Raw genomic sequence first — 18,454 nt, forward strand, 5'->3', positions numbered from 1 at the left:
TATCGAGATAATGTTATGATCTTACCCATCCATTGTTGTGAACTGCGGTATCATTCCATTAAAATGAATAGTGATTAAATGTTGTGCTTCTTTTGAATCATAACATAACTCCCATTCATTTTTAGAACCCATTATTTCATTTATAATTATTGTTTCTAGTGTAAAATCATTGTTAAAATCATTGTTAAAATCATCTGTAAGTGGTTTCATGAATTCAGGATCGTATTCTTCTAATAGAAATGGGATAACAATATTATCTTTAATAGATTCATATTCTGATTCTATTTTCTCAAAAAACAATTTTTGCTTTTTAGTTGGTAGATTTTCTTGAGTAGCAATTATGAAATGAGTTAAATTATTCTGGAAAAGTCTACTGCCATGAAAAGAATTGTGAACTGATGGTTTTTTAAATACTTCATGCTGCAATATCCCAAAGAATTCATCTTCTAATTTCACTTTAGATTTACCCTTAAAGAAACTTAAAAAGCCCACGGTTTAAATGATTGATGTATTAACGGTCTAATTCCTAAACCTGAAAGAAACAGGTTTACTCCCATTTTAAAACTACTCTTTCCACCTATAAGGATCTTCTTCATTAGAAGTAATTCCTAGAACTTCATAAATGTAATCAAAGGTACTTAGTAAACGAGGTTCTCCATCTACTATGGCAACATCATGTTCAAAATGTGCGCTGGGTTTCATATCTTTAGTCTTAATAGTCCAGCCGTCAGGATAGTGTTTTATGTCTTTTGTTCCTAAGTTAATCATAGGTTCTATAGCAACGGTCATTCCTTCTACAAACTTTTTACCACGACCACGTTTACCGTAATTAGGCATTTGAGGATCTTCATGCATTACACGACCTAGTCCATGACCCACCAGTTCTCGTACTACACCATAACCGAAGGATTCACAATATTCCTGTATCGCATAACCTACATCACCTACACGTTTTCCTACTCTTAGTTGGTCTATACCTAAATATAAGGAGTTCTTAGTACGATCTAATAAGTCCTGAGTTTCTTGAGGAACATCGCCTACTGTAAAGGTGTACGCATGATCACCATAAAAACCGTCTACTATAGCACCGCAGTCTATAGAAAGAACATCACCTTCTTTAATAGCTACTTCTTTAGGTATACCATGTACCACTTCTTCATTAGGAGAAATAAGTAACGTGCTAGGACAATCATATAATCCTTTAAAACCAGGTATGGCACCATTATCACGTATGTATTGCTCTGCAAGTGTATCTAGCCTAAGCGTGGTAACACCAGGTTTAATTTCAGCAGCAATCATACCTAAGGTTTTACTTACCATTAACGCCGCGCGACGCATGATTTCTAACTCTTCTTTATTCTTTGTTACAATCATAATTTGTGTAAAGTCGCAAAGGTAGGAATTATAGTTTCAAAAGTGGAACGGTTCTTTTGTCATTACGCTGTAGAGTGCAATCTCTGAGTGTTGATCTCAATTCTTTTTGATTACCACATTGTTATTGCATCTATTCCAGCTTTATTATTTGTTTTCCTTAATTTAGCCGTATGAATATCGACTTAAAAGACAAAACTGCCCTGGTTTGTGGAAGCAGCACCGGAATAGGAAGAGCAACAGCAATACAGTTTGCACAAGCAGGTGCACGAGTAATTTTACTAGCGCGCAATCCTAATAAATTACAAAAAGTTCTTAACGAATTAGATAAAACCCAGCGCGACGATCATACCTATCTTGTTGCAGATTTTTCTAGTTTTAAAGAAGTGGAGGATGTTGTTTCTGCTTTCGCGAAAGCGAACCCTATACATATTATAGTAAACAATACAGGCGGTCCTACACCAGGTTTCTTAATTGATGCACAAGTTGACGCGTTAGAACGAGGTTTTACACAGCATGTAAAATGCAACCAGGTACTGATCAAAGCCTGCGCGGCAGGAATGAAAGAAGCTGCTTATGGTAGAGTAATTAATGTAATATCTACTAGTGTTAAAGCACCTATTGAGTTCTTAGGAGTTTCTAACGTGATACGTGGCGCGGTAGCAAGTTGGGCAAAAACATTGGCTACGGAATTAGGACCACATGGAATCACAGTTAATAATGTATTGCCAGGATTTACGGCAACTGACAGACTTGATAAAATTATTGCAGGAAAAGCAAAAAGAGCGGGACATAGTGAAGAACAAGCTGCCCAAATCATGAAAAGCTATGTCCCAGCTAGAAGATTTGCTGCGCCAGAAGAAGTAGCAAATGCGATTACATTTCTAGCCAGTGACAAAGCAGGATATATTAATGGAATCAATTTACCTGTGGATGGTGGTAGGACGAAGAGTTTGTAGAACATAGTTGTGTATCAAGTAAGTTTTAATAGCAGTACTAGCCATAGTATTTAGGCAACGTAAATCTTTTAATAATGACTAGGTGTTTAATGATTTTACAGACGAAGCTGTAGAGCAAAGGAAAAACATGAAAATTACTTAGGAAGTTTTTTATGGATTCTTTTTAAAAAGAGGTTTTTAAAGAAGTAAAATACAAATAGTAAAAGAAGCAATTCAAGAATATTCTCGAGTAGCTGAGGTCATGATAACCCCACAAGCTGATTTATGTGACGATTTAAAAGTAGATTCTACTAATGAAGACGATGATAAAATTATTACTTAAATATCTGAATAATTACACTTAGCACCTCCTTAAGAAGTAGAGTTAATAGATGATAACACCTCTACCGTTGCAGGTCTATTTAAATAGGTTAGATTTAAAAAAAGCAACAGTTAAATATAATAACGATACATCATTATTAAATAAGTAATTGTTTATTTTAAATCCATACAGCCAAATAATTTAATACAATGAAACAGCCATGAACAAAAAACTACGCATTAACGGTCACTCACATTTATTACCCTATCCAGAGCAAATTCCAGACTTCATGCGTGAGAAAGGGATTTTTTGGGTAGATAGTCAGCGTAAGAATATGTTGCAAAAAGGCTGGTCACGTCCTGTAACTGATTCTAGTTTCTTTCTAGATGAAAAGTTAGAGTGGATGGATAAGTATAAACTAGACCATGCGGTTATCTTAAATTTGAGTCAGCTGTACGGTAATGGTTTGCGTCTAGAAGAGATGAAACAAGCTTTGCGTTTCCAAAATGATTTTAATGCAAAAATACAACACGACCATCCTTCAAAATTTACAAGTGGTTTTGTGGTGCACCCTGGTTATGTGCGTGGAGCGCTATGGGAAATAGAGCGTTGCGTAAAAGTTCTAGGAATGAAATTACTCTGTCTACCTACTCACTATATGGATACTATAGGGCAGTGGCGATGTATTTTTGATGAAGAAAATGAGCCTATTTTTGAGCTAGCTAGTGAACTTAATCTAGCAGTAGAGATACATCCTTATGATGGAGAGAAATTTATAAAATTGCAGAATACGTCTTGGCGTTTTCATTTAATATGGATGCTAGCCCAGTGTGCAGACGCCTATCATTTTCTTACACTTAACGGTTATGCGTTTAAGTATCCTGGTATGCGTATATGTTTTGCACACGGTGGACAACTAGCGCAAATGAATTTAGGACGTAGGATTCAAGGTTTTGACGGTAGGCCAGATTTATTTGAAGGAAAAACACACCCTAGAAAATCTGTAGGTCATCCTAATATTTTCTTTGACACACTGGTTCACGATACCGGTTCCTTAAAACTTCTAGTAGAAAATCAAGGTGCTAAACAGGTTCTCGTCGGTCTTGACGATCCATATCCGCTGGGAGAGATGGATAGTGAGAAACAAAGTTCTTATCCAGGAAAAATTATTGATCTAGCTATAGAGCGTGATATAATTTCTCTAGAGCAGGCAGATGATATGTGGGACGAGCACGTGGTGCGATGGCTTTTTGGAAGTGATGAAGCTGCTAAAAAAACGTTTTATGATCGTCTTAAAGCTTAAATATAGTACCATGGTTTGCTTTTAGTGCCGCTTAGGTGCAAGTGCATTTTCCAAATGCATTTTGCACAGATTCATATTTATGATACAGATTCACACTTATTTCTCATTTAGGCACTTCTAAAATCCTATTTTTGCAGAACAAATACATCACATGGATTACGCAGAAAATATATTAGGTACTATAGGAAATACACCACTTGTAAAAATGAACAAGTTAGTAGAAGATATTCCAGCATTAGTACTTGCAAAATATGAGACTTTTAACCCAGGAAACTCTGTTAAGGATAGAATGGGATTAAAAATGGTAGAAGATGCTGAAGCTGATGGACGCCTTAAGCCCGGCGGTACCATTATAGAAGGGACTAGTGGTAATACAGGAATGGGACTTGCTCTTGCTGCCATTATGAAGGGTTACAAATTGATTTGTGTTTTAAGCGATAAGCAATCTAATGAGAAAATGGATATTCTTAGAGCTGTAGGTGCTGAAGTGTACGTATGCCCTACAGATGTAGCTCCAGAAGATCCACAGTCTTATTATTCTACAAGTAAGCGTTTAAGCGAGGAAATACCTAACTCTTGGTATGTGAACCAGTATGATAATCCATCTAATTGTAAAGCGCATTACGACAGTACAGGTCCTGAAATCTGGAAACAAACTGAAGGTAAGATCACCCATTTTGTTGTAGGAGTAGGAACTGGTGGAACAATTTCTGGAGTAGGAACTTATTTAAAGCTACAAAATCCAGATGTTAAAATTTGGGGAATAGACACCTATGGTTCGGTTTTTAAAAAATACCATGAAACTGGAATTTTTGATGAAAATGAGATTCATTCTTATGTAACTGAAGGTATAGGTGAAGATATTTTACCATTAAATGTACGTTTTGAGGTGATCGATGGATTTACTAAAGTAACCGATAAGGACGCTGCGGTTTACACAAGAAGACTTGCAAAGGAAGAAGGCATGTTTTTAGGAAATAGTGCTGGTGCCGCTATTAAAGGTTTAAAGCAAATTCATAAAGAAGTAGGTTTTACTGAAGACGATGTAGTTGTAATTCTTTTTCATGATCATGGAAGCCGTTATGTCGGTAAGTTCTTCAACGATAACTGGATGAAAGAAAAAGGCTGGTTAAAAGAAGATGGTACATACCATCCAGATGATAAATAACAGCTATTTATCAGGACGAATAAGAAAAAGCCTCAAAATCAATTGATTTTGAGGTTTTCTACTTTACAACAGTTTTCATATTTTTAAATATTTGTTACCTTACCATCATGCAAGAAGATTTTATCCATTACCTCTGGAAATTTAAGAAATTGAGTGGTCAGACATTAAAGACTACAGATGGAAAGGAGATAAAGATAAAATCTCTAGGGACACATAATTTCTTTTCTGGACCAGACTTTTTTAATGGACGTGTAGAGATAGATGGTCAGGACTGGGCAGGAAATGTAGAAATGCATGTAAAAGCAAGTGACTGGTATCTCCATGGTCATGATGACGACCCTGCATATGATAATGTCATTTTACACGTAGTATGGAATCACGATGCAGAGATTACCAGGCGAGATGGTGTTCATATTCCAGTTCTAGATGTTTCTAAATTTGTGCATGAATCACTGGTACAATCTTATAGAAAACTCTTTGCGGTAAAAAACAATCAATTTATTAATTGTGAAAACCAGTGGGATATGATAGATCCATTTATCAGAGATCAATGGATAGAGAAGCTCTTTTTTGAACGATTAGAATACAAGTCCGACAGAATTAAGCACATGCTTGTTCAAAATAATAACGATTGGGAAGCTGCTTTTTTTCAGCTACTAGCAAGAAGTTTTGGTACAAAAACTAATGCAGACGCTTTTGAACAACTAGCTAGTAGTATGGAGCAGTCAGTAGTGCGCAAACTTGCTAAGGACGCATTTCAGTTAGAAGCCGTACTATTAGGCCAGTCAGGATTGTTAGATGAGGTGAAGAATGATTTTTATTATAAAGATTTAGTTAAGGAGTTCGCTTTCGCGAAAGCGAAACATTCCCTACAACCTTCTTTAACCCCTATGAAGTTTTTTAGACTGCGGCCAGCAAATTATCCTACAGTACGTATTTCACAACTGGCCATGTTGTACCATCGTAATCCTATGCTTTTTGGAGAGGTTTTACTTGCTCAAAGTAGATCAGAGATTCATGCGTTATTTGATGTTAAAGCCGCTAGATATTGGGACAGTCATCATGTTTTTGATAAGGAAACACAAGAGAGAGAGAAAATACTTACTGCAGATTTTATAGATCTATTAATCATAAACTGTATTGTACCTATTAAATTTATGCAAGCGAGGTTTATAGGAAAAGATAAGACTGAAGAACTTCTTAAATTAATGTACGAGTTGAAGGCTGAGAAAAATACCATTGTTTCAGGATTTAAGAAATTGTTTAAAATAAATAGTGCTTTACAGACACAATCTTTGTTGCAATTAAAATCTGCTTACTGTGAGCCTAATAAATGTTTGAGTTGTGATATAGGCGTGGGTTTATTGAGAAATTAACTAATCTCGTTAATTTTTTAAAGCTTTTAAAATTTATGATTACGATTGATTAAATTTACATCATGAAAATAGTTACTTATATACGCACATTAATGGAGAAATACGGCTTTTATGTATCTTCTCGCGTTGCAGATAGGTTAGGGATGAAGGCACGTAGCGTGCGCATTACATTTATTTATTTCACTTTTGCAACTTTGGGTGTCGGTTTTGCAGTGTATTTAATTATGGCCTTTTGGCTTAAAATTAAAGACCTCATTTACACAAAACGTAGTTCTGTATTTGATCTTTAAAAAAATAATGAGGGTTGCATAATAAATTAAAAATAGCTTTAGTTTTATTGCTTTTTATGCTGTCAGTAGGTGTAATAGGCTTTAAGATAATGATGGATCTGTCCTGGATAGATGCGTTATATATGACGGTAATAACGATAACTACTGTAGGGTATAGAGAGTTGCAAGAGCCTTCTCCGTCTGATAAGTTGTTTATCACTGGTTTTATTCTTTTCAGTGTAATTAGTGTAGGTTATGCACTTGCAGTGATTACTGAATATTTACTGTCTACAAACAGTTTAGAAGAACTGGGTAAGAAAAGAAAAAATAAACATTTAAATTCTATGAAGAATCACATAATTATTTGTGGGTATGGTCGTAATGGAAAACAAGCCGTTCAGAAATTACAGGATTATAATAGAGAATTTATCATCATAGAAAAAGACCAGCAAGTAATTGATGACTGTTCACTAGATAAATTAAATTTTATAAGAGGTAATGCAAATGATGATGAGGTGCTTACTAAGGCAGGTATCGATAGAGCTTCTGCTTTAATTACCGCCCTGCCAGAAGATGCAGATAACCTTTTTGTGGTGTTGAGTGCACGACAATTAAATGAAGATCTTAAAATTATATCTCGTGGTAGTGAAGAGAAATCGTACAAAAAATTAAAATTTGCAGGTGCAAATAACGTAATATTACCTGACGCGATAGGTGGGCAGCACATGGCTTCTTTAATTGTCAGTCCTGATTTAATAGAGTTTTGGGATAGATTAAGCTATGGAGGTAGTGATGGTGTTAACCTAGAACAGGTTTCTTTTGAGCAAATGTTTGACGATATAACAGAATGCTCCATTGTTAAACTTAATCTCAGAAAACAGACAGGTTGTACGATAATAGGTTATAAATCTCCACAAGGAGATTATATTGTAAATCCAGATCCTAAGCTGCAATTAGTTCCAGGCTCTAAAATTATAGTTGTAGGTAATACAGAACAGATATTAAGACTTCAAAAAGTCTACAGAATTAATAATGACACAACATAAATAGCTATAAAGCTTTCAAAAAGCAAGATTTTTGTGCATCTTGCTGACTTAACCATTTAATGTATCTAAAGTTATACTTCATGAATAAATTATTTCTTAGTTTAATAATTTTCACATTTTTTTCTCAATTAGGTTTTTCTCAATTAAAAGTATCTCACCATATCACCGATGATTCTAGTGAGATAGAAACCGCTGTTATTGATATTAACGTAGAAGGAGGAACGGCTCCATACAAATATTATTGGTCTGAAAAGAATATTGATACTTCCACAAAAACCGTTAATAAAGCAAAAGAAGGTAAAGAATATGCCGTAAGGGTGGAAGATGCTTCTGGATTAAGCGGTGAACACGTTTTTGAAGTACCGGCAGTTTCTATTCCTGAAAAGATGAGCTCAGCATTTGCACCTATTGTAGGTTTCATGGATCAATATTTTTTCTTTGATCCTTTTTACTCATTAGGACTTTATGATAATCGAGTAAAAGATGCTAATGGTGATATAGTTTTAAATCCTAATGGCACTGTAAAGACTATTAAATTACCGTTTATGGTAATCTGGTTAATCTTAGGAGCTGTATTCTTCACTATTAGATTCGGTTTTATAAACATAAGAGGTGTAAAACATTCTTTAAAACTAGTAAGAGGTAAGTATGACGAGGCTGATGCCAAAGGTGAGGTTACACACTTCCAGGCTCTTGCAACAGCAGTCTCTGGAACAGTAGGATTAGGTAATATAGCCGGTGTAGCAGTAGCTATTTCTACAGGAGGTCCAGGAGCTACTTTCTGGATTATTCTCGCAGGTCTACTAGGTATGTCTTCTAAGTTTATAGAATGTACTCTAGGTGTTAAGTATAGAACCGTTGCAGAAGATGGAACAATTTCTGGAGGACCTATGGAATACCTCAAAAAAGGTTTTGCTGAAAAAGGTCTAGGCGGCCTAGGTAAAGGTCTTTCCTTTATATACGCGATTATTATTATGCTTGCAGCGTTTGCAGCAGGATCAATGTTTCAGGCTAACCAGGCGACTGCACAACTAGCAAGTGTTATGGGCGTGGATGGAACAGCAAAAACTATCATAGGGGTTGTCATTGCGGTTCTAGTAGGTATCGTTATAGTGGGTGGTCTTAAAGGAATAGCAAAGGTTACAGATAAAGTGGTCCCTTCTATGGCAGGACTTTATATTCTTATGTGTGTAATCGTAGTAGGTGCAAACATTACAGAAGTAGGACAGGCATTTGGGTTGATTATAGATGGCGCTTTTCAAGCAGACGCTATGTACGGTGGTTTCTTAGGTGTTCTAGTATTAGGATTTCAACGTGCGGCTTTCTCTAATGAGGCTGGTCTAGGATCTGCATCTATTGCTCACTCTGCAGCAAAAACTAATCACCCAGTTGCCGAAGGTTTCGTAGCTCTATTAGAACCATTTATTGATACCGTAGTAGTTTGCACACTTACAGCCTTAGTACTTATTTTTACAGGTACCTATGAGGGAGAAGTAGCTACAGGTTCTGCTCTTACAGCAGTTGCATTTTCCAAGGTTATTCCTGGAGCAGACTATTTACTTACCATAGCTATTTTCTTATTTGCCTTCTCAACTATTCTTACCTGGTCTTACTATGGGGTGAAAGCAGCACAAAGTATTTTTGGAAGCAAGAAAATTGTAGAAATTATTTTTAAAGCTGTATTTTTATTAACGGTAGTACTGGGTGCTTCTATAGGACTAGGTGCGGTAATAGATTTTGCAGATATGATGTTCCTTACATTAGCTATTCCTAACCTTATAGGTCTATATATGATGTCAGGTGGAGTTGCAAAAGATCTCAAAACTTATTTTGCTAAAGTAAAATCAGGAGAAATACCACAGACTAAATAAAACACATTTGTTTTGAATAATATAAAATCCCTCTTTGCATTCGATAGAAATCAACAAAGAGGGATTTTTGTATTATTAATTTTAACGATAGTAGTAGTTGCAAGTCTTTACTACTTTAGAAACCTGCCGCCAGATCCACTCGTACTAGATGACGTTTCTTTATATCAACACAAGGTAGATTCATTAAGAAGAATCCAAACAAGTAGAAGAGATACCATTTATCCTTTTAATCCTAACTATATTACTGATTATAGAGGTTATAAATTAGGCCTTAGTATAAAAGAGATAGATCGATTGCACCGCTTTCGCGAAAGCGGAAAATGGATAAACTCTAAGAAAGAATTTCAAAAAGTGACCCATGTTAGTGATACATGGTTAGATAGTATATCGCCATATTTTAAATTTCCTGAATGGGTTACAAACCCTAGAAAGAATACTTATAAGCCCTTTGTGTCTTTTAAAGATCGCAAAGTTGTCGCTGTGAATATTAATCTAGCCTCTCAAGATCAACTTAAAAAGGTCTATGGAATAGGTCCTGCACTCTCTGGTAGAATCATTAAAGAAAGAGAGCGGCTTCATGGATTTATCGACATCTCTCAGGTTAGAGGAGTTTATGGTCTTACCGACTCTACTATGACACAGTTAAAGAAGCATTTTTACGTGACTGCTCCAGTAGGTTTTAATAAAGTAGCGTTAAACACCGCTACAGCGGCACAGTTGTTAGCTATTCCTTATTTTGACGACTATCTAGTTGAAAAACTAATCGAACAAAGAACGTTGCGCGACGGATTTAAATCTTGGGATAAAGTGATGTTAACATCTAGATTTCCACAGGAAAAATTAACGTTAATTCAACTATATTTGACATTAGATTAAAATATTCATTTTTAACTAAGAATATCGCATTTAAAATTATGTTTTAAGTGTTTTTCTATAATCATATAGTACTTATTTATGTATTCAAAATATTTCACTGAAGAGCACGACGCCTTCAGACTAAGTTTTAGAGACTTTCTTAATAAAGAGGCTGTTCCCCATATCGATAGATGGGAAGAAACAGGAAAGATAGATCGAGAGATTTTCCAGAAAATGGGAGAGATGGGTTATTTCGGGCTATACTATCCAGAAGAATACGGTGGTCTAGATTTAGACTTCTTTTATACAGTTATATTCTTAGAAGAAATGCAACGTATCAACTCTGGTGGTTTTGCAGCAGCTATGTGGGTGCAAGCTTTTTTAGGTGCACAGCACTTACTTAAAGAAGGAGATGAGCGTATAAAACAGGAGTACCTCGTTCCTACTTTAACAGGAGAGAAAATAGGATGTTTAGGTATTACAGAGCCATTCGGTGGTAGTGATGTCGCAGGAATGAGAACCACAGCTGTTAAGGATGGTGATCACTATATAATTAACGGCTCTAAAACATTTATTACTAACGGTGTTTACAGTGACTACTTAGTCATAGCTGCAAAAACTGATGTAGATGCAAAGGGTAGAGGTATCTCTATTTTTGTTATGGATCGTGAGACACCTGGTATTAGTGCTACTAAACTTAATAAATTAGGATGGAGGGCAAGTGATACGGGAGAAATAGGTTTTGATAATGTGCGTATTCCAGCTGCAAATCTTATGGGAGAAGAAGGAAAAGGCTTCCCTTATATTATGCAGCATTTTGCATTAGAGCGTCTTATCATGGGTATTAATTCTCATGCAAGAGCAGAGTATGCTCTTGAATATACAGCGCAATACATGAAAGAGCGTACAGCATTCGGTACTACGATTGATAAATTCCAGTCTTTACGTCACGGCATGGCAGACATGTTCAGTGAGGTAGAGATGGCAAAAAACTTTAATTACTCCATATCAGAGCAATTAGATAAAGGGCTTTACCCTGTAAAGGAGGCGAGTATGTCTAAACTCGTTTCTACAAAAATCGCAGACGAGGTCATCTATAAATGTCTTCAGTATCTGGGTGGATATGGTTATATAGAGGAATACCCACTAGCTAGAATGTGGCGAGACAGTCGTCTAGGTCCTATAGGTGGTGGGACTAGTGAGATTATGCGCGAGATTATTGCAAAAATGATGTTAGACGGGAAAGATTATAAACCAGCAGCAAAGTAGGTCGGTGGTTACGCTTTCGCGAAAGCAAAAAATAAATTAATATCTAATAAAATAAAGTTCTTTGAGATTGTAAAATAATATGTACTTTTGCGATCCCAAAGAAAGGAGGTGATGACACTATGTTAATAATACCAGTTAAAGACGGAGAAAATATCGATAGAGCTCTGAAGCGTTTCAAAAGAAAATTTGATCGTACAGGCAAGATGCGTGAACTACGTAGAAGACAGCAGTTTAATAAACCGTCTGTTGTAAAACGTGCTCGCAACATTAAAGCAGCTTACATTCAAGGACTTCGTGACGCAGAGAACATCTAGAGAATTTATTCTTTAGAATAGCATACCGCTAGTTGTAAATCTATATATTTACAACTAGCGGTTTTTTTATGCATATAGAATCATATATAGAGTATTTACAGTATGAGAAGAATTATTCTTCTCATACTGTATCTGCTTATAAGAAAGATTTAAACCTATTTCTATCCTTTACACAGGAGCAAGGGGTGGTTTCTATGGTAGATGTCGCTTATAGCGATATAAGAGAATGGGTGACTGACTTGTTAGAAAATGGAGACTCGCATAGAACTGTTAATCGTAAAATGTCTGCTATAAAATCTTATTTCAAGTTTCTTCTTAAAATAGGAGAGCTGATGGTAGATCCCTCTAGTTTATATAAAAGCCTTAAGATTACAAAAAAGATACAGGTTCCTTTTTCTACAAATGAAGTGTTAAAACTTTTAGACTCTCCTTATGATGAACAAGATTTTGAGCAATCTCGAGATTTTCTCATGATCGAGTTGTTGTATGCTACGGGCATAAGAAGAGATGAGTTGATTAACTTAAAAATACATGATGTCGACTTAATACGTGGTCAGATTAAAGTAATAGGTAAAAGAGATAAGCAACGCATAATACCCTTATTGCGCTCTATTAAAAATCACATAGAGAAGTATTTAGCTCTAAGAGATGTTGTCGCAGGCGCTAGTGTTAATGAGTTGTTTGTTACATCTAGAGGATTTAAAGTTTATCCAAGTCTTGTTTATCGCATTATAAAATCATATTTTAGTAAGGTATCTTTGAAGGTAAAGATAAGCCCCCATGTTTTAAGGCATACTTTTGCGACGCATTTGTTAGATCATGGCGCAAATTTAAATGCTGTGAAGGAATTACTAGGACACACGAGTCTTTCTTCTACTCAAATTTATACTCATAGCAGTATGGTTACTTTAAAAGGGGTTTATGGTAATGCTCATCCAAGATCAAAAAAATAATTAATTTAAAACCTATTTATTATGAAGGTAAACACGCAAGCAGTAAATTTTGATGCAGATGCTTCACTAATTGATTTTACTCAAAAGAGATTAGATAAGCTAGAGCAATTCTATAATAAGATCATAAATGCAGATGTATATTTAAAAGTTCAGAAAACGTCAGCTCCAGAAAATAAGATAGCTGAAATTAGAATATTTGTACCAGGAGATGATATGGTGGTAAAAAAAACATGTAAAACTTTTGAGCAGTGTATCGACGAGTGTGCCGCGTCTTTAGAGAGACAATTGAAAAAGCGCAAAGAAAAATTAGCTGAACATTGAGAAATAAATCAAAAAAAATCAAAAAAAAGTTTGGGTAATTAAAAAATAGACTTACATTTGCACTCCGTTAGAAACAACGAACTTTTTTAGAGATAAAAAAGTGCAAAAGCCGATGTAGCTCAGCTGGCTAGAGCAGCTGATTTGTAATCAGCAGGTCGTGGGTTCGAGTCCCTCCATCGGCTCTTTTTGAAATAGTGAATCTTAATTGATTCTTAGGGGAGATACTCAAGCGGCCAACGAGGACGGACTGTAACTCCGTTGGGAAACCTTCGCAGGTTCGAATCCTGCTCTCCCCACTATTGTTATCTGAAATGATAATTTGAAATATTGAATACCTTTTAGTTGTAAAACTAATAAATGCGAGAGTAGCTCAGTTGGTAGAGCGTCAGCCTTCCAAGCTGAATGTCGCCAGTTCGAACCTGGTCTCTCGCTCTAAAATATTAAACTCTATTTTTATTTGAGTTTAAAGTCAAGTTGTCCATTCCTTATATAGGAGTTTTGCCGGTGTAGCTCAGGGGTAGAGCGTTTCCTTGGTAAGGAAGAGGTCACGAGTTCAAATCTCGTCATTGGCTCTGTAAGATAAAAATAGGTCTCAATAGAGGCCATTACTAGTATAGACTGATTTGGTTTTAGCTCCGTGTCTGTCTTTATAAAACGAAACACTAATATAAACTAAGATTATAAGTTATGGCTAAAGAAACGTACGATCGTTCGAAACCTCACCTTAACGTAGGGACAATTGGTCACGTTGACCACGGTAAAACTACTCTTACCGCTGCAATCACTAAAGTACTTGCAGATGCTGGTTTTTCTAATGCGACAAGTTTTGACCAAATTGATAACGCTCCTGAAGAAAAGGAACGTGGTATTACTATTAACTCTTCTCACGTTGAGTATCAGACTGAAAATAGACACTATGCACACGTTGACTGTCCTGGTCACGCCGATTATGTGAAAAACATGGTTACTGGTGCTGCTCAAATGGACGGTGCAATCCTTGTTGTTGCTGCAACTGATGGTCCTATGCCTCAGACACGTGAGCACATCCTTCTTGGTCGTCAGGTAGGTATTCCTCGTATCGTTGTATTCCTTAATAAAGTGGATATGGTGGATGATGAAGAGCTTCTTGAATTAGTTGATATGGAGGTACGTGATCTTTTAAGCTTCTATGAATATGATGGTGATAATGGTCCTGTTGTATCTGGTTCTGCACTTGGTGCACTTAATGGTGAGCAAAAGTGGGTAGATACAGTATTAGAATTAATGGCAGCTGTTGATGCGTGGATAGAAGAGCCTGTACGTGATATGGATAAGCCTTTCCTAATGCCTATAGAAGATGTGTTTTCTATTACTGGTCGTGGTACTGTTGCAACTGGTCGTATAGAGACTGGTGTAGCTAACACCGGAGATCCTGTAGAGATAATCGGTATGGGTGCTGAAAAGTTAACTTCTACTATTACTGGTATTGAAATGTTTCGTCAGATCCTTGATAGAGGTGAGGCTGGAGATAACGCTGGTATCTTACTAAGAGGTATTGAGAAGTCTATGATCTCTCGTGGTATGGTTATTACTAAGCCTGGATCTGTAACTCCTCATGCTAAATTTAGGGCAGAGGTTTATATCCTTAAGAAAGAAGAAGGTGGACGTCACACTCCATTCCATAATAACTATCGTCCACAGTTTTATGTACGTACTACTGATGTGACTGGTAACATTGCTCTTCCTGATGGAGTTGAAATGGTTATGCCTGGTGATAACTTAACTATTACAGTTGATCTTATTCAACCTATCGCTTTGAACTTAGGTCTTCGTTTTGCAATCCGTGAGGGTGGTAGAACTGTTGGAGCTGGTCAGGTAACTGAAATTTTAGATTAATTTCTATTTTGATATTATAAGTATCCTATCTATATCCTAGATAGGATACTTTTCCTTTGTAATGAAGGAAGGCAATATAAATCATGCAATTAGCGTGATTGTTTGCGGGCTTAGCTCAGTTGGTAGAGCACTGGTCTCCAAAACCAGGTGTCGTGAGTTCGAGTCTCTCAGCCCGTGCATTTTTAATAAAGTTTACTCCATTTTCATAGTGTTGCTATGAAGACAGTTAACGTTTACAACAGTACAATTATGAGTTTGATAACATATGTAAAAGAGTCTTATAATGAGTTAACTAATTTTGTTACTTGGCCTACTTGGGCTGAAACACAAAAGTTTACAATTACGGTCGCTGTATTTTCAATTGTTTTTGCACTTATTGTTTCTGGGATTGATTGGGTATTTAGCTCAGCGATTGAAAATTATTTTTATTGGGTTAAGTCAAACTAATTTTTGATATGTCAGAAGAGAAAGATTTGATGAAATGGTATGTCGTACGTTCAGTAAGCGGCCAAGAAAATAAGATTAAAGAATATATTGAATCTGAGATTGCTCATCATAACCTAGGTGATTATTTAAAACAAATTTTAGTTCCTACTGAAAAGGTTGTTCAAATAAGGAATGGTAAGAAATATAATAAAGAAAGAGTTTATTTTCCTGGTTATATCATGGTACAGGCTAGATTAGAGGGTGAGGTTCCGCATATTATTAAGTCTGTTAATGGAGTGATAGGTTTCTTGGGTGAAACCAAGGGTGGAGATCCTGTGCCGTTAAGACGTTCTGAGATAAATAGAATGTTAGGTAAGGTAGATGAATTAGCAGAGCAAACAGATAATGTGGCTATACCTTATAAAGCTGGTGAAACTGTGAAGGTGGTAGATGGTCCTTTCAATGGCTTCAATGGAACTATTGAAAAGGTAAATGAGGAGAAACGTAAACTAGAAGTTATGGTTAAGATTTTTGGTCGTAAAACGCCACTAGAACTTAGCTATATGCAAGTAGAGAAAATATAAATGTTACAATTTATAGGTAGTAAATAAGGCTTCCACTTTATTATTATCAAAATAGTGAAATTAATTAGAAATGGCTAAAGAAGTATCTAAGGTTGTAAAACTACAAGTTAAGGGTGGCGCAGCAAACCCATCTCCTCCTGTAGGACCTGCACTTGGTGCGGCTGGTGTTAATATCATGGAGTTCTGTAAGCAGTTTAATGCTAGAACCCAAGATAAAGCAGGTAAAGTTTTACCGGTTGCGATAACTGTTTATAAGGATAAGTCCTTTGACTTTGTTATCAAAACTCCTCCAGCAGCAGTTCAAATCCTTGAAGCAGTAAAGCTGAAAGGCGGTAGTGGAGAACCTAATCGTAAGAAAGTTGGAACTATCACATGGGATCAAATTCGTTTGATTGCTGAAGATAAGATGCCAGACCTCAATGCATTTACAGTAGACAGCGCTATGAGAATGGTTGCTGGTACTGCAAGATCAATGGGTGTGAACGTTAAGGGTGGAAACGCACCTGCTTAAAACTTGTAACAATGGCAAAATTGACAAAAAATCAAAAAGTAAGCCTTCAAAAGGTGGATAAGTCGCAAGCTTATTCTGTTGCTGAAGCTGCTAAATTAGTAAAGGATGTTACGACTACAAAGTTTGACGCATCTGTAGATCTAGCTGTGAGATTAAATGTAGACCCTCGTAAAGCTAACCAAATGGTTAGAGGTGTGGTGACACTTCCTCATGGTACTGGTAAAGATGTTAAAGTTTTAGCGTTAGTAACACCAGATAAAGAAGCTGAAGCTACTGAGGCTGGAGCTGATTATGTTGGATTAGATGAATACCTTAATAAAATTAAAGGTGGTTGGACTGATGTTGATGTAATTATAACAATGCCTAGTGTAATGGGTAAATTAGGACCTTTGGGTCGTGTTTTAGGGCCAAGAGGTTTAATGCCTAATCCTAAAACTGGTACGGTTACAATGGATGTTGCAAAAGCTGTTTCTGAAGTAAAGGCTGGTAAGATCGACTTTAAAGTTGATAAAACTGGTATTATTCATGCCTCAATTGGAAAAGCGTCGTTTGATGCTGCTAAAATTGAAGGGAACGCTAAAGAATTAATTAACACACTAGTTAAATTAAAACCAACAACGTCTAAGGGTATTTATATTAAAAGTATCTTTATGTCTAGTACGATGAGTCCTAGTATTGAGATAGACGCTAAACGTTTTGCAGACGACTAAAAATCTAGATCATGACAAGAGAACAAAAAGCAAATGTTATACAAGATTTGACTGCTACATTAGCTGAAAATTCAACTATTTATTTAGCAGACATATCTGGGTTAAATGCATTAGATACATCAAACTTACGTAGAGCTTGTTTTAAAGCTAACGTTAAAGTGGCAGTAGTAAAGAATACTCTTCTTTCTAAAGCTATGGAAGCATCAGATAAGGATTTTGCTGAGTTGCCTGAATTGTTAAAAGGTAATACAGCAATTATGTTATCAGAGGTTGCAAATAGCCCTGCTAAGGTAATTGAAACTTTCCGTAAGAAGTCTGATAAGCCTGTGCTTAAAGGTGCTTACATCGAGGAGGCAGTTTATGTTGGAGACGATATGCTTAGTACATTAAGTAATATCAAATCTAAGGAAGAAATGATTGGAGAGATTATTGGTCTTCTTCAAAGTCCTGCTAAGAATGTTATTTCAGCACTTCAATCTGGTGGTGGAAAAATTGCAGGAATACTTAAAACTCTATCTGAAAGATAGATCACAAATTAGTACGCACTTAATTATTTATAAATTTTATTAAAACGATAGACATGGCAGATTTAAAAGATTTCGCTGAACAGTTAGTTAACTTAACTGTAAAAGAAGTAAACGAATTAGCAGACATCCTTAAGGATGAATATGGTATTGAGCCAGCAGCAGCAGCAGTTGCTATGGCAGGTCCAGCTGCAGGTGGCGCTGATGCTGCTGATGAGCAAACAGAATTTGATGTAATCCTTAAAGCGGCAGGTGGTGCTAAACTAGCTGTTGTTAAACTTGTAAAAGAACTTACAGGTGCTGGATTAAAAGATGCAAAAGGTTTAGTTGATAGCGCGCCATCTCCGATCAAGGAAGGTGTTTCTAAAGATGAAGCAGAAGCACTTAAAGCTCAGCTTGAAGAAGCAGGAGCAGAGGTTGAGTTGAAGTAATTCTTCTTACCAAAACA

Annotated in this window: 21 protein-coding genes and 5 tRNA genes; 24 read left to right on the forward strand and 2 right to left on the reverse strand. The window is 36.1% G+C overall.

The genetic code is table 11. The annotated features are described in order from the left end of the window. Nucleotides 1–21: 21 nt before the first annotated feature. Nucleotides 22–492, reverse strand: coding sequence for a hypothetical protein (locus Q0838_RS01400; protein ID WP_298950437.1), 471 nt, complete (start codon nucleotides 490–492; stop codon nucleotides 22–24). A gap of 72 nt (nucleotides 493–564) precedes the next feature. Then, nucleotides 565–1,374, reverse strand: a complete 810-nt coding sequence (gene map, locus Q0838_RS01405; protein ID WP_298950439.1) for a type I methionyl aminopeptidase — start codon at nucleotides 1,372–1,374, stop codon at nucleotides 565–567. 170 nt (nucleotides 1,375–1,544) lie between these two features. On the opposite strand from map, the gene Q0838_RS01410 reads away from it, so the two are divergent. The 24 genes from Q0838_RS01410 (at nucleotide 1,545) to rplL (ending at nucleotide 18,437) form a co-directional block, all read left to right on the forward strand. After that, nucleotides 1,545–2,330: an SDR family oxidoreductase gene (locus Q0838_RS01410; RefSeq protein WP_298950440.1), complete on the forward strand. Its 786-nt coding sequence runs from the start codon at nucleotides 1,545–1,547 to the stop codon at nucleotides 2,328–2,330. Nucleotides 2,331–2,851: 521 nt separating this feature from the next. Continuing rightward, nucleotides 2,852–3,934, forward strand: a complete 1,083-nt coding sequence (locus Q0838_RS01415) for an amidohydrolase family protein (protein WP_298950442.1) — start codon at nucleotides 2,852–2,854, stop codon at nucleotides 3,932–3,934. 151 nt (nucleotides 3,935–4,085) lie between these two features. Further along, nucleotides 4,086–5,102, forward strand: a complete 1,017-nt coding sequence (locus tag Q0838_RS01420; RefSeq protein WP_298950444.1) for a PLP-dependent cysteine synthase family protein — start codon at nucleotides 4,086–4,088, stop codon at nucleotides 5,100–5,102. 107 nt (nucleotides 5,103–5,209) lie between these two features. Next, nucleotides 5,210–6,478, forward strand: a complete 1,269-nt coding sequence (locus Q0838_RS01425) for a DUF2851 family protein (RefSeq protein ID WP_298950445.1) — start codon at nucleotides 5,210–5,212, stop codon at nucleotides 6,476–6,478. Between the two features lie 62 nt (nucleotides 6,479–6,540). After that, on the forward strand, nucleotides 6,541–6,768 hold the full coding sequence (locus tag Q0838_RS01430; RefSeq protein WP_298950447.1) for a PspC domain-containing protein: 228 nt from the start codon (nucleotides 6,541–6,543) through the stop codon (nucleotides 6,766–6,768). 14 nt (nucleotides 6,769–6,782) lie between these two features. Further along, entirely contained in the window at nucleotides 6,783–7,793 is a 1,011-nt protein-coding gene (locus tag Q0838_RS01435; RefSeq protein WP_366941999.1) for an NAD-binding protein, read from the forward strand. A gap of 80 nt (nucleotides 7,794–7,873) precedes the next feature. After that, the gene (locus tag Q0838_RS01440; protein WP_298950448.1) at nucleotides 7,874–9,664 is read left to right on the forward strand and encodes a sodium:alanine symporter family protein; all 1,791 of its coding nucleotides are present in this window, start codon (nucleotides 7,874–7,876) and stop codon (nucleotides 9,662–9,664) included. Nucleotides 9,665–9,676: 12 nt separating this feature from the next. Beyond that, nucleotides 9,677–10,540: a helix-hairpin-helix domain-containing protein gene (locus tag Q0838_RS01445; RefSeq protein WP_298950450.1), complete on the forward strand. Its 864-nt coding sequence runs from the start codon at nucleotides 9,677–9,679 to the stop codon at nucleotides 10,538–10,540. Between the two features lie 78 nt (nucleotides 10,541–10,618). Beyond that, complete coding sequence (locus tag Q0838_RS01450) at nucleotides 10,619–11,788, forward strand: acyl-CoA dehydrogenase family protein (protein ID WP_298950452.1); 1,170 nt, start codon at nucleotides 10,619–10,621, stop codon at nucleotides 11,786–11,788. Nucleotides 11,789–11,907: 119 nt separating this feature from the next. Beyond that, nucleotides 11,908–12,102, forward strand: a complete 195-nt coding sequence (rpsU, locus tag Q0838_RS01455) for a 30S ribosomal protein S21 (protein WP_104514678.1) — start codon at nucleotides 11,908–11,910, stop codon at nucleotides 12,100–12,102. Between the two features lie 68 nt (nucleotides 12,103–12,170). Further along, entirely contained in the window at nucleotides 12,171–13,055 is an 885-nt protein-coding gene (locus Q0838_RS01460) for a tyrosine-type recombinase/integrase (protein ID WP_298950458.1), read from the forward strand. A 21-nt stretch (nucleotides 13,056–13,076) separates the two neighbouring features. Continuing rightward, nucleotides 13,077–13,376: a ribosome-associated translation inhibitor RaiA gene (gene raiA / locus Q0838_RS01465; RefSeq protein ID WP_104514680.1), complete on the forward strand. Its 300-nt coding sequence runs from the start codon at nucleotides 13,077–13,079 to the stop codon at nucleotides 13,374–13,376. A 108-nt stretch (nucleotides 13,377–13,484) separates the two neighbouring features. Next, nucleotides 13,485–13,558, forward strand: a tRNA-Thr gene (locus Q0838_RS01470). Between the two features lie 33 nt (nucleotides 13,559–13,591). Further along, nucleotides 13,592–13,672, forward strand: a tRNA-Tyr gene (locus Q0838_RS01475). 63 nt (nucleotides 13,673–13,735) lie between these two features. Continuing rightward, nucleotides 13,736–13,808: transfer RNA gene (locus Q0838_RS01480), tRNA-Gly, on the forward strand. Nucleotides 13,809–13,876: 68 nt separating this feature from the next. Then, nucleotides 13,877–13,948, forward strand: a tRNA-Thr gene (locus Q0838_RS01485). Between the two features lie 115 nt (nucleotides 13,949–14,063). Next, nucleotides 14,064–15,251 carry an elongation factor Tu gene (tuf, locus tag Q0838_RS01490; RefSeq protein ID WP_298950462.1) on the forward strand — a complete coding sequence of 396 codons (1,188 nt, stop codon included), beginning with the start codon at nucleotides 14,064–14,066 and terminating at the stop codon, nucleotides 15,249–15,251. Nucleotides 15,252–15,355: 104 nt separating this feature from the next. Continuing rightward, nucleotides 15,356–15,428 (forward strand) — tRNA-Trp (locus Q0838_RS01495). 39 nt (nucleotides 15,429–15,467) lie between these two features. Beyond that, complete coding sequence (gene secE, locus Q0838_RS01500) at nucleotides 15,468–15,698, forward strand: preprotein translocase subunit SecE (protein ID WP_298950464.1); 231 nt, start codon at nucleotides 15,468–15,470, stop codon at nucleotides 15,696–15,698. Between the two features lie 8 nt (nucleotides 15,699–15,706). After that, the gene (gene nusG, locus Q0838_RS01505; protein ID WP_298950466.1) at nucleotides 15,707–16,261 is read left to right on the forward strand and encodes a transcription termination/antitermination protein NusG; all 555 of its coding nucleotides are present in this window, start codon (nucleotides 15,707–15,709) and stop codon (nucleotides 16,259–16,261) included. A gap of 70 nt (nucleotides 16,262–16,331) precedes the next feature. Next, on the forward strand, nucleotides 16,332–16,772 hold the full coding sequence (rplK, locus tag Q0838_RS01510; RefSeq protein ID WP_298950468.1) for a 50S ribosomal protein L11: 441 nt from the start codon (nucleotides 16,332–16,334) through the stop codon (nucleotides 16,770–16,772). Nucleotides 16,773–16,783: 11 nt separating this feature from the next. Continuing rightward, entirely contained in the window at nucleotides 16,784–17,482 is a 699-nt protein-coding gene (rplA, locus tag Q0838_RS01515; protein ID WP_298950469.1) for a 50S ribosomal protein L1, read from the forward strand. Nucleotides 17,483–17,493: 11 nt separating this feature from the next. Next, on the forward strand, nucleotides 17,494–18,009 hold the full coding sequence (gene rplJ / locus Q0838_RS01520) for a 50S ribosomal protein L10 (protein WP_298950471.1): 516 nt from the start codon (nucleotides 17,494–17,496) through the stop codon (nucleotides 18,007–18,009). 53 nt (nucleotides 18,010–18,062) lie between these two features. Continuing rightward, nucleotides 18,063–18,437, forward strand: coding sequence for a 50S ribosomal protein L7/L12 (rplL, locus tag Q0838_RS01525; RefSeq protein WP_298950473.1), 375 nt, complete (start codon nucleotides 18,063–18,065; stop codon nucleotides 18,435–18,437). Nucleotides 18,438–18,454: the final 17 nt, after the last annotated feature.

It is taken from the genome of uncultured Nonlabens sp., assembly GCF_947495285.1.
Classification (GTDB): Bacteria; Bacteroidota; Bacteroidia; order Flavobacteriales; family Flavobacteriaceae; genus Nonlabens.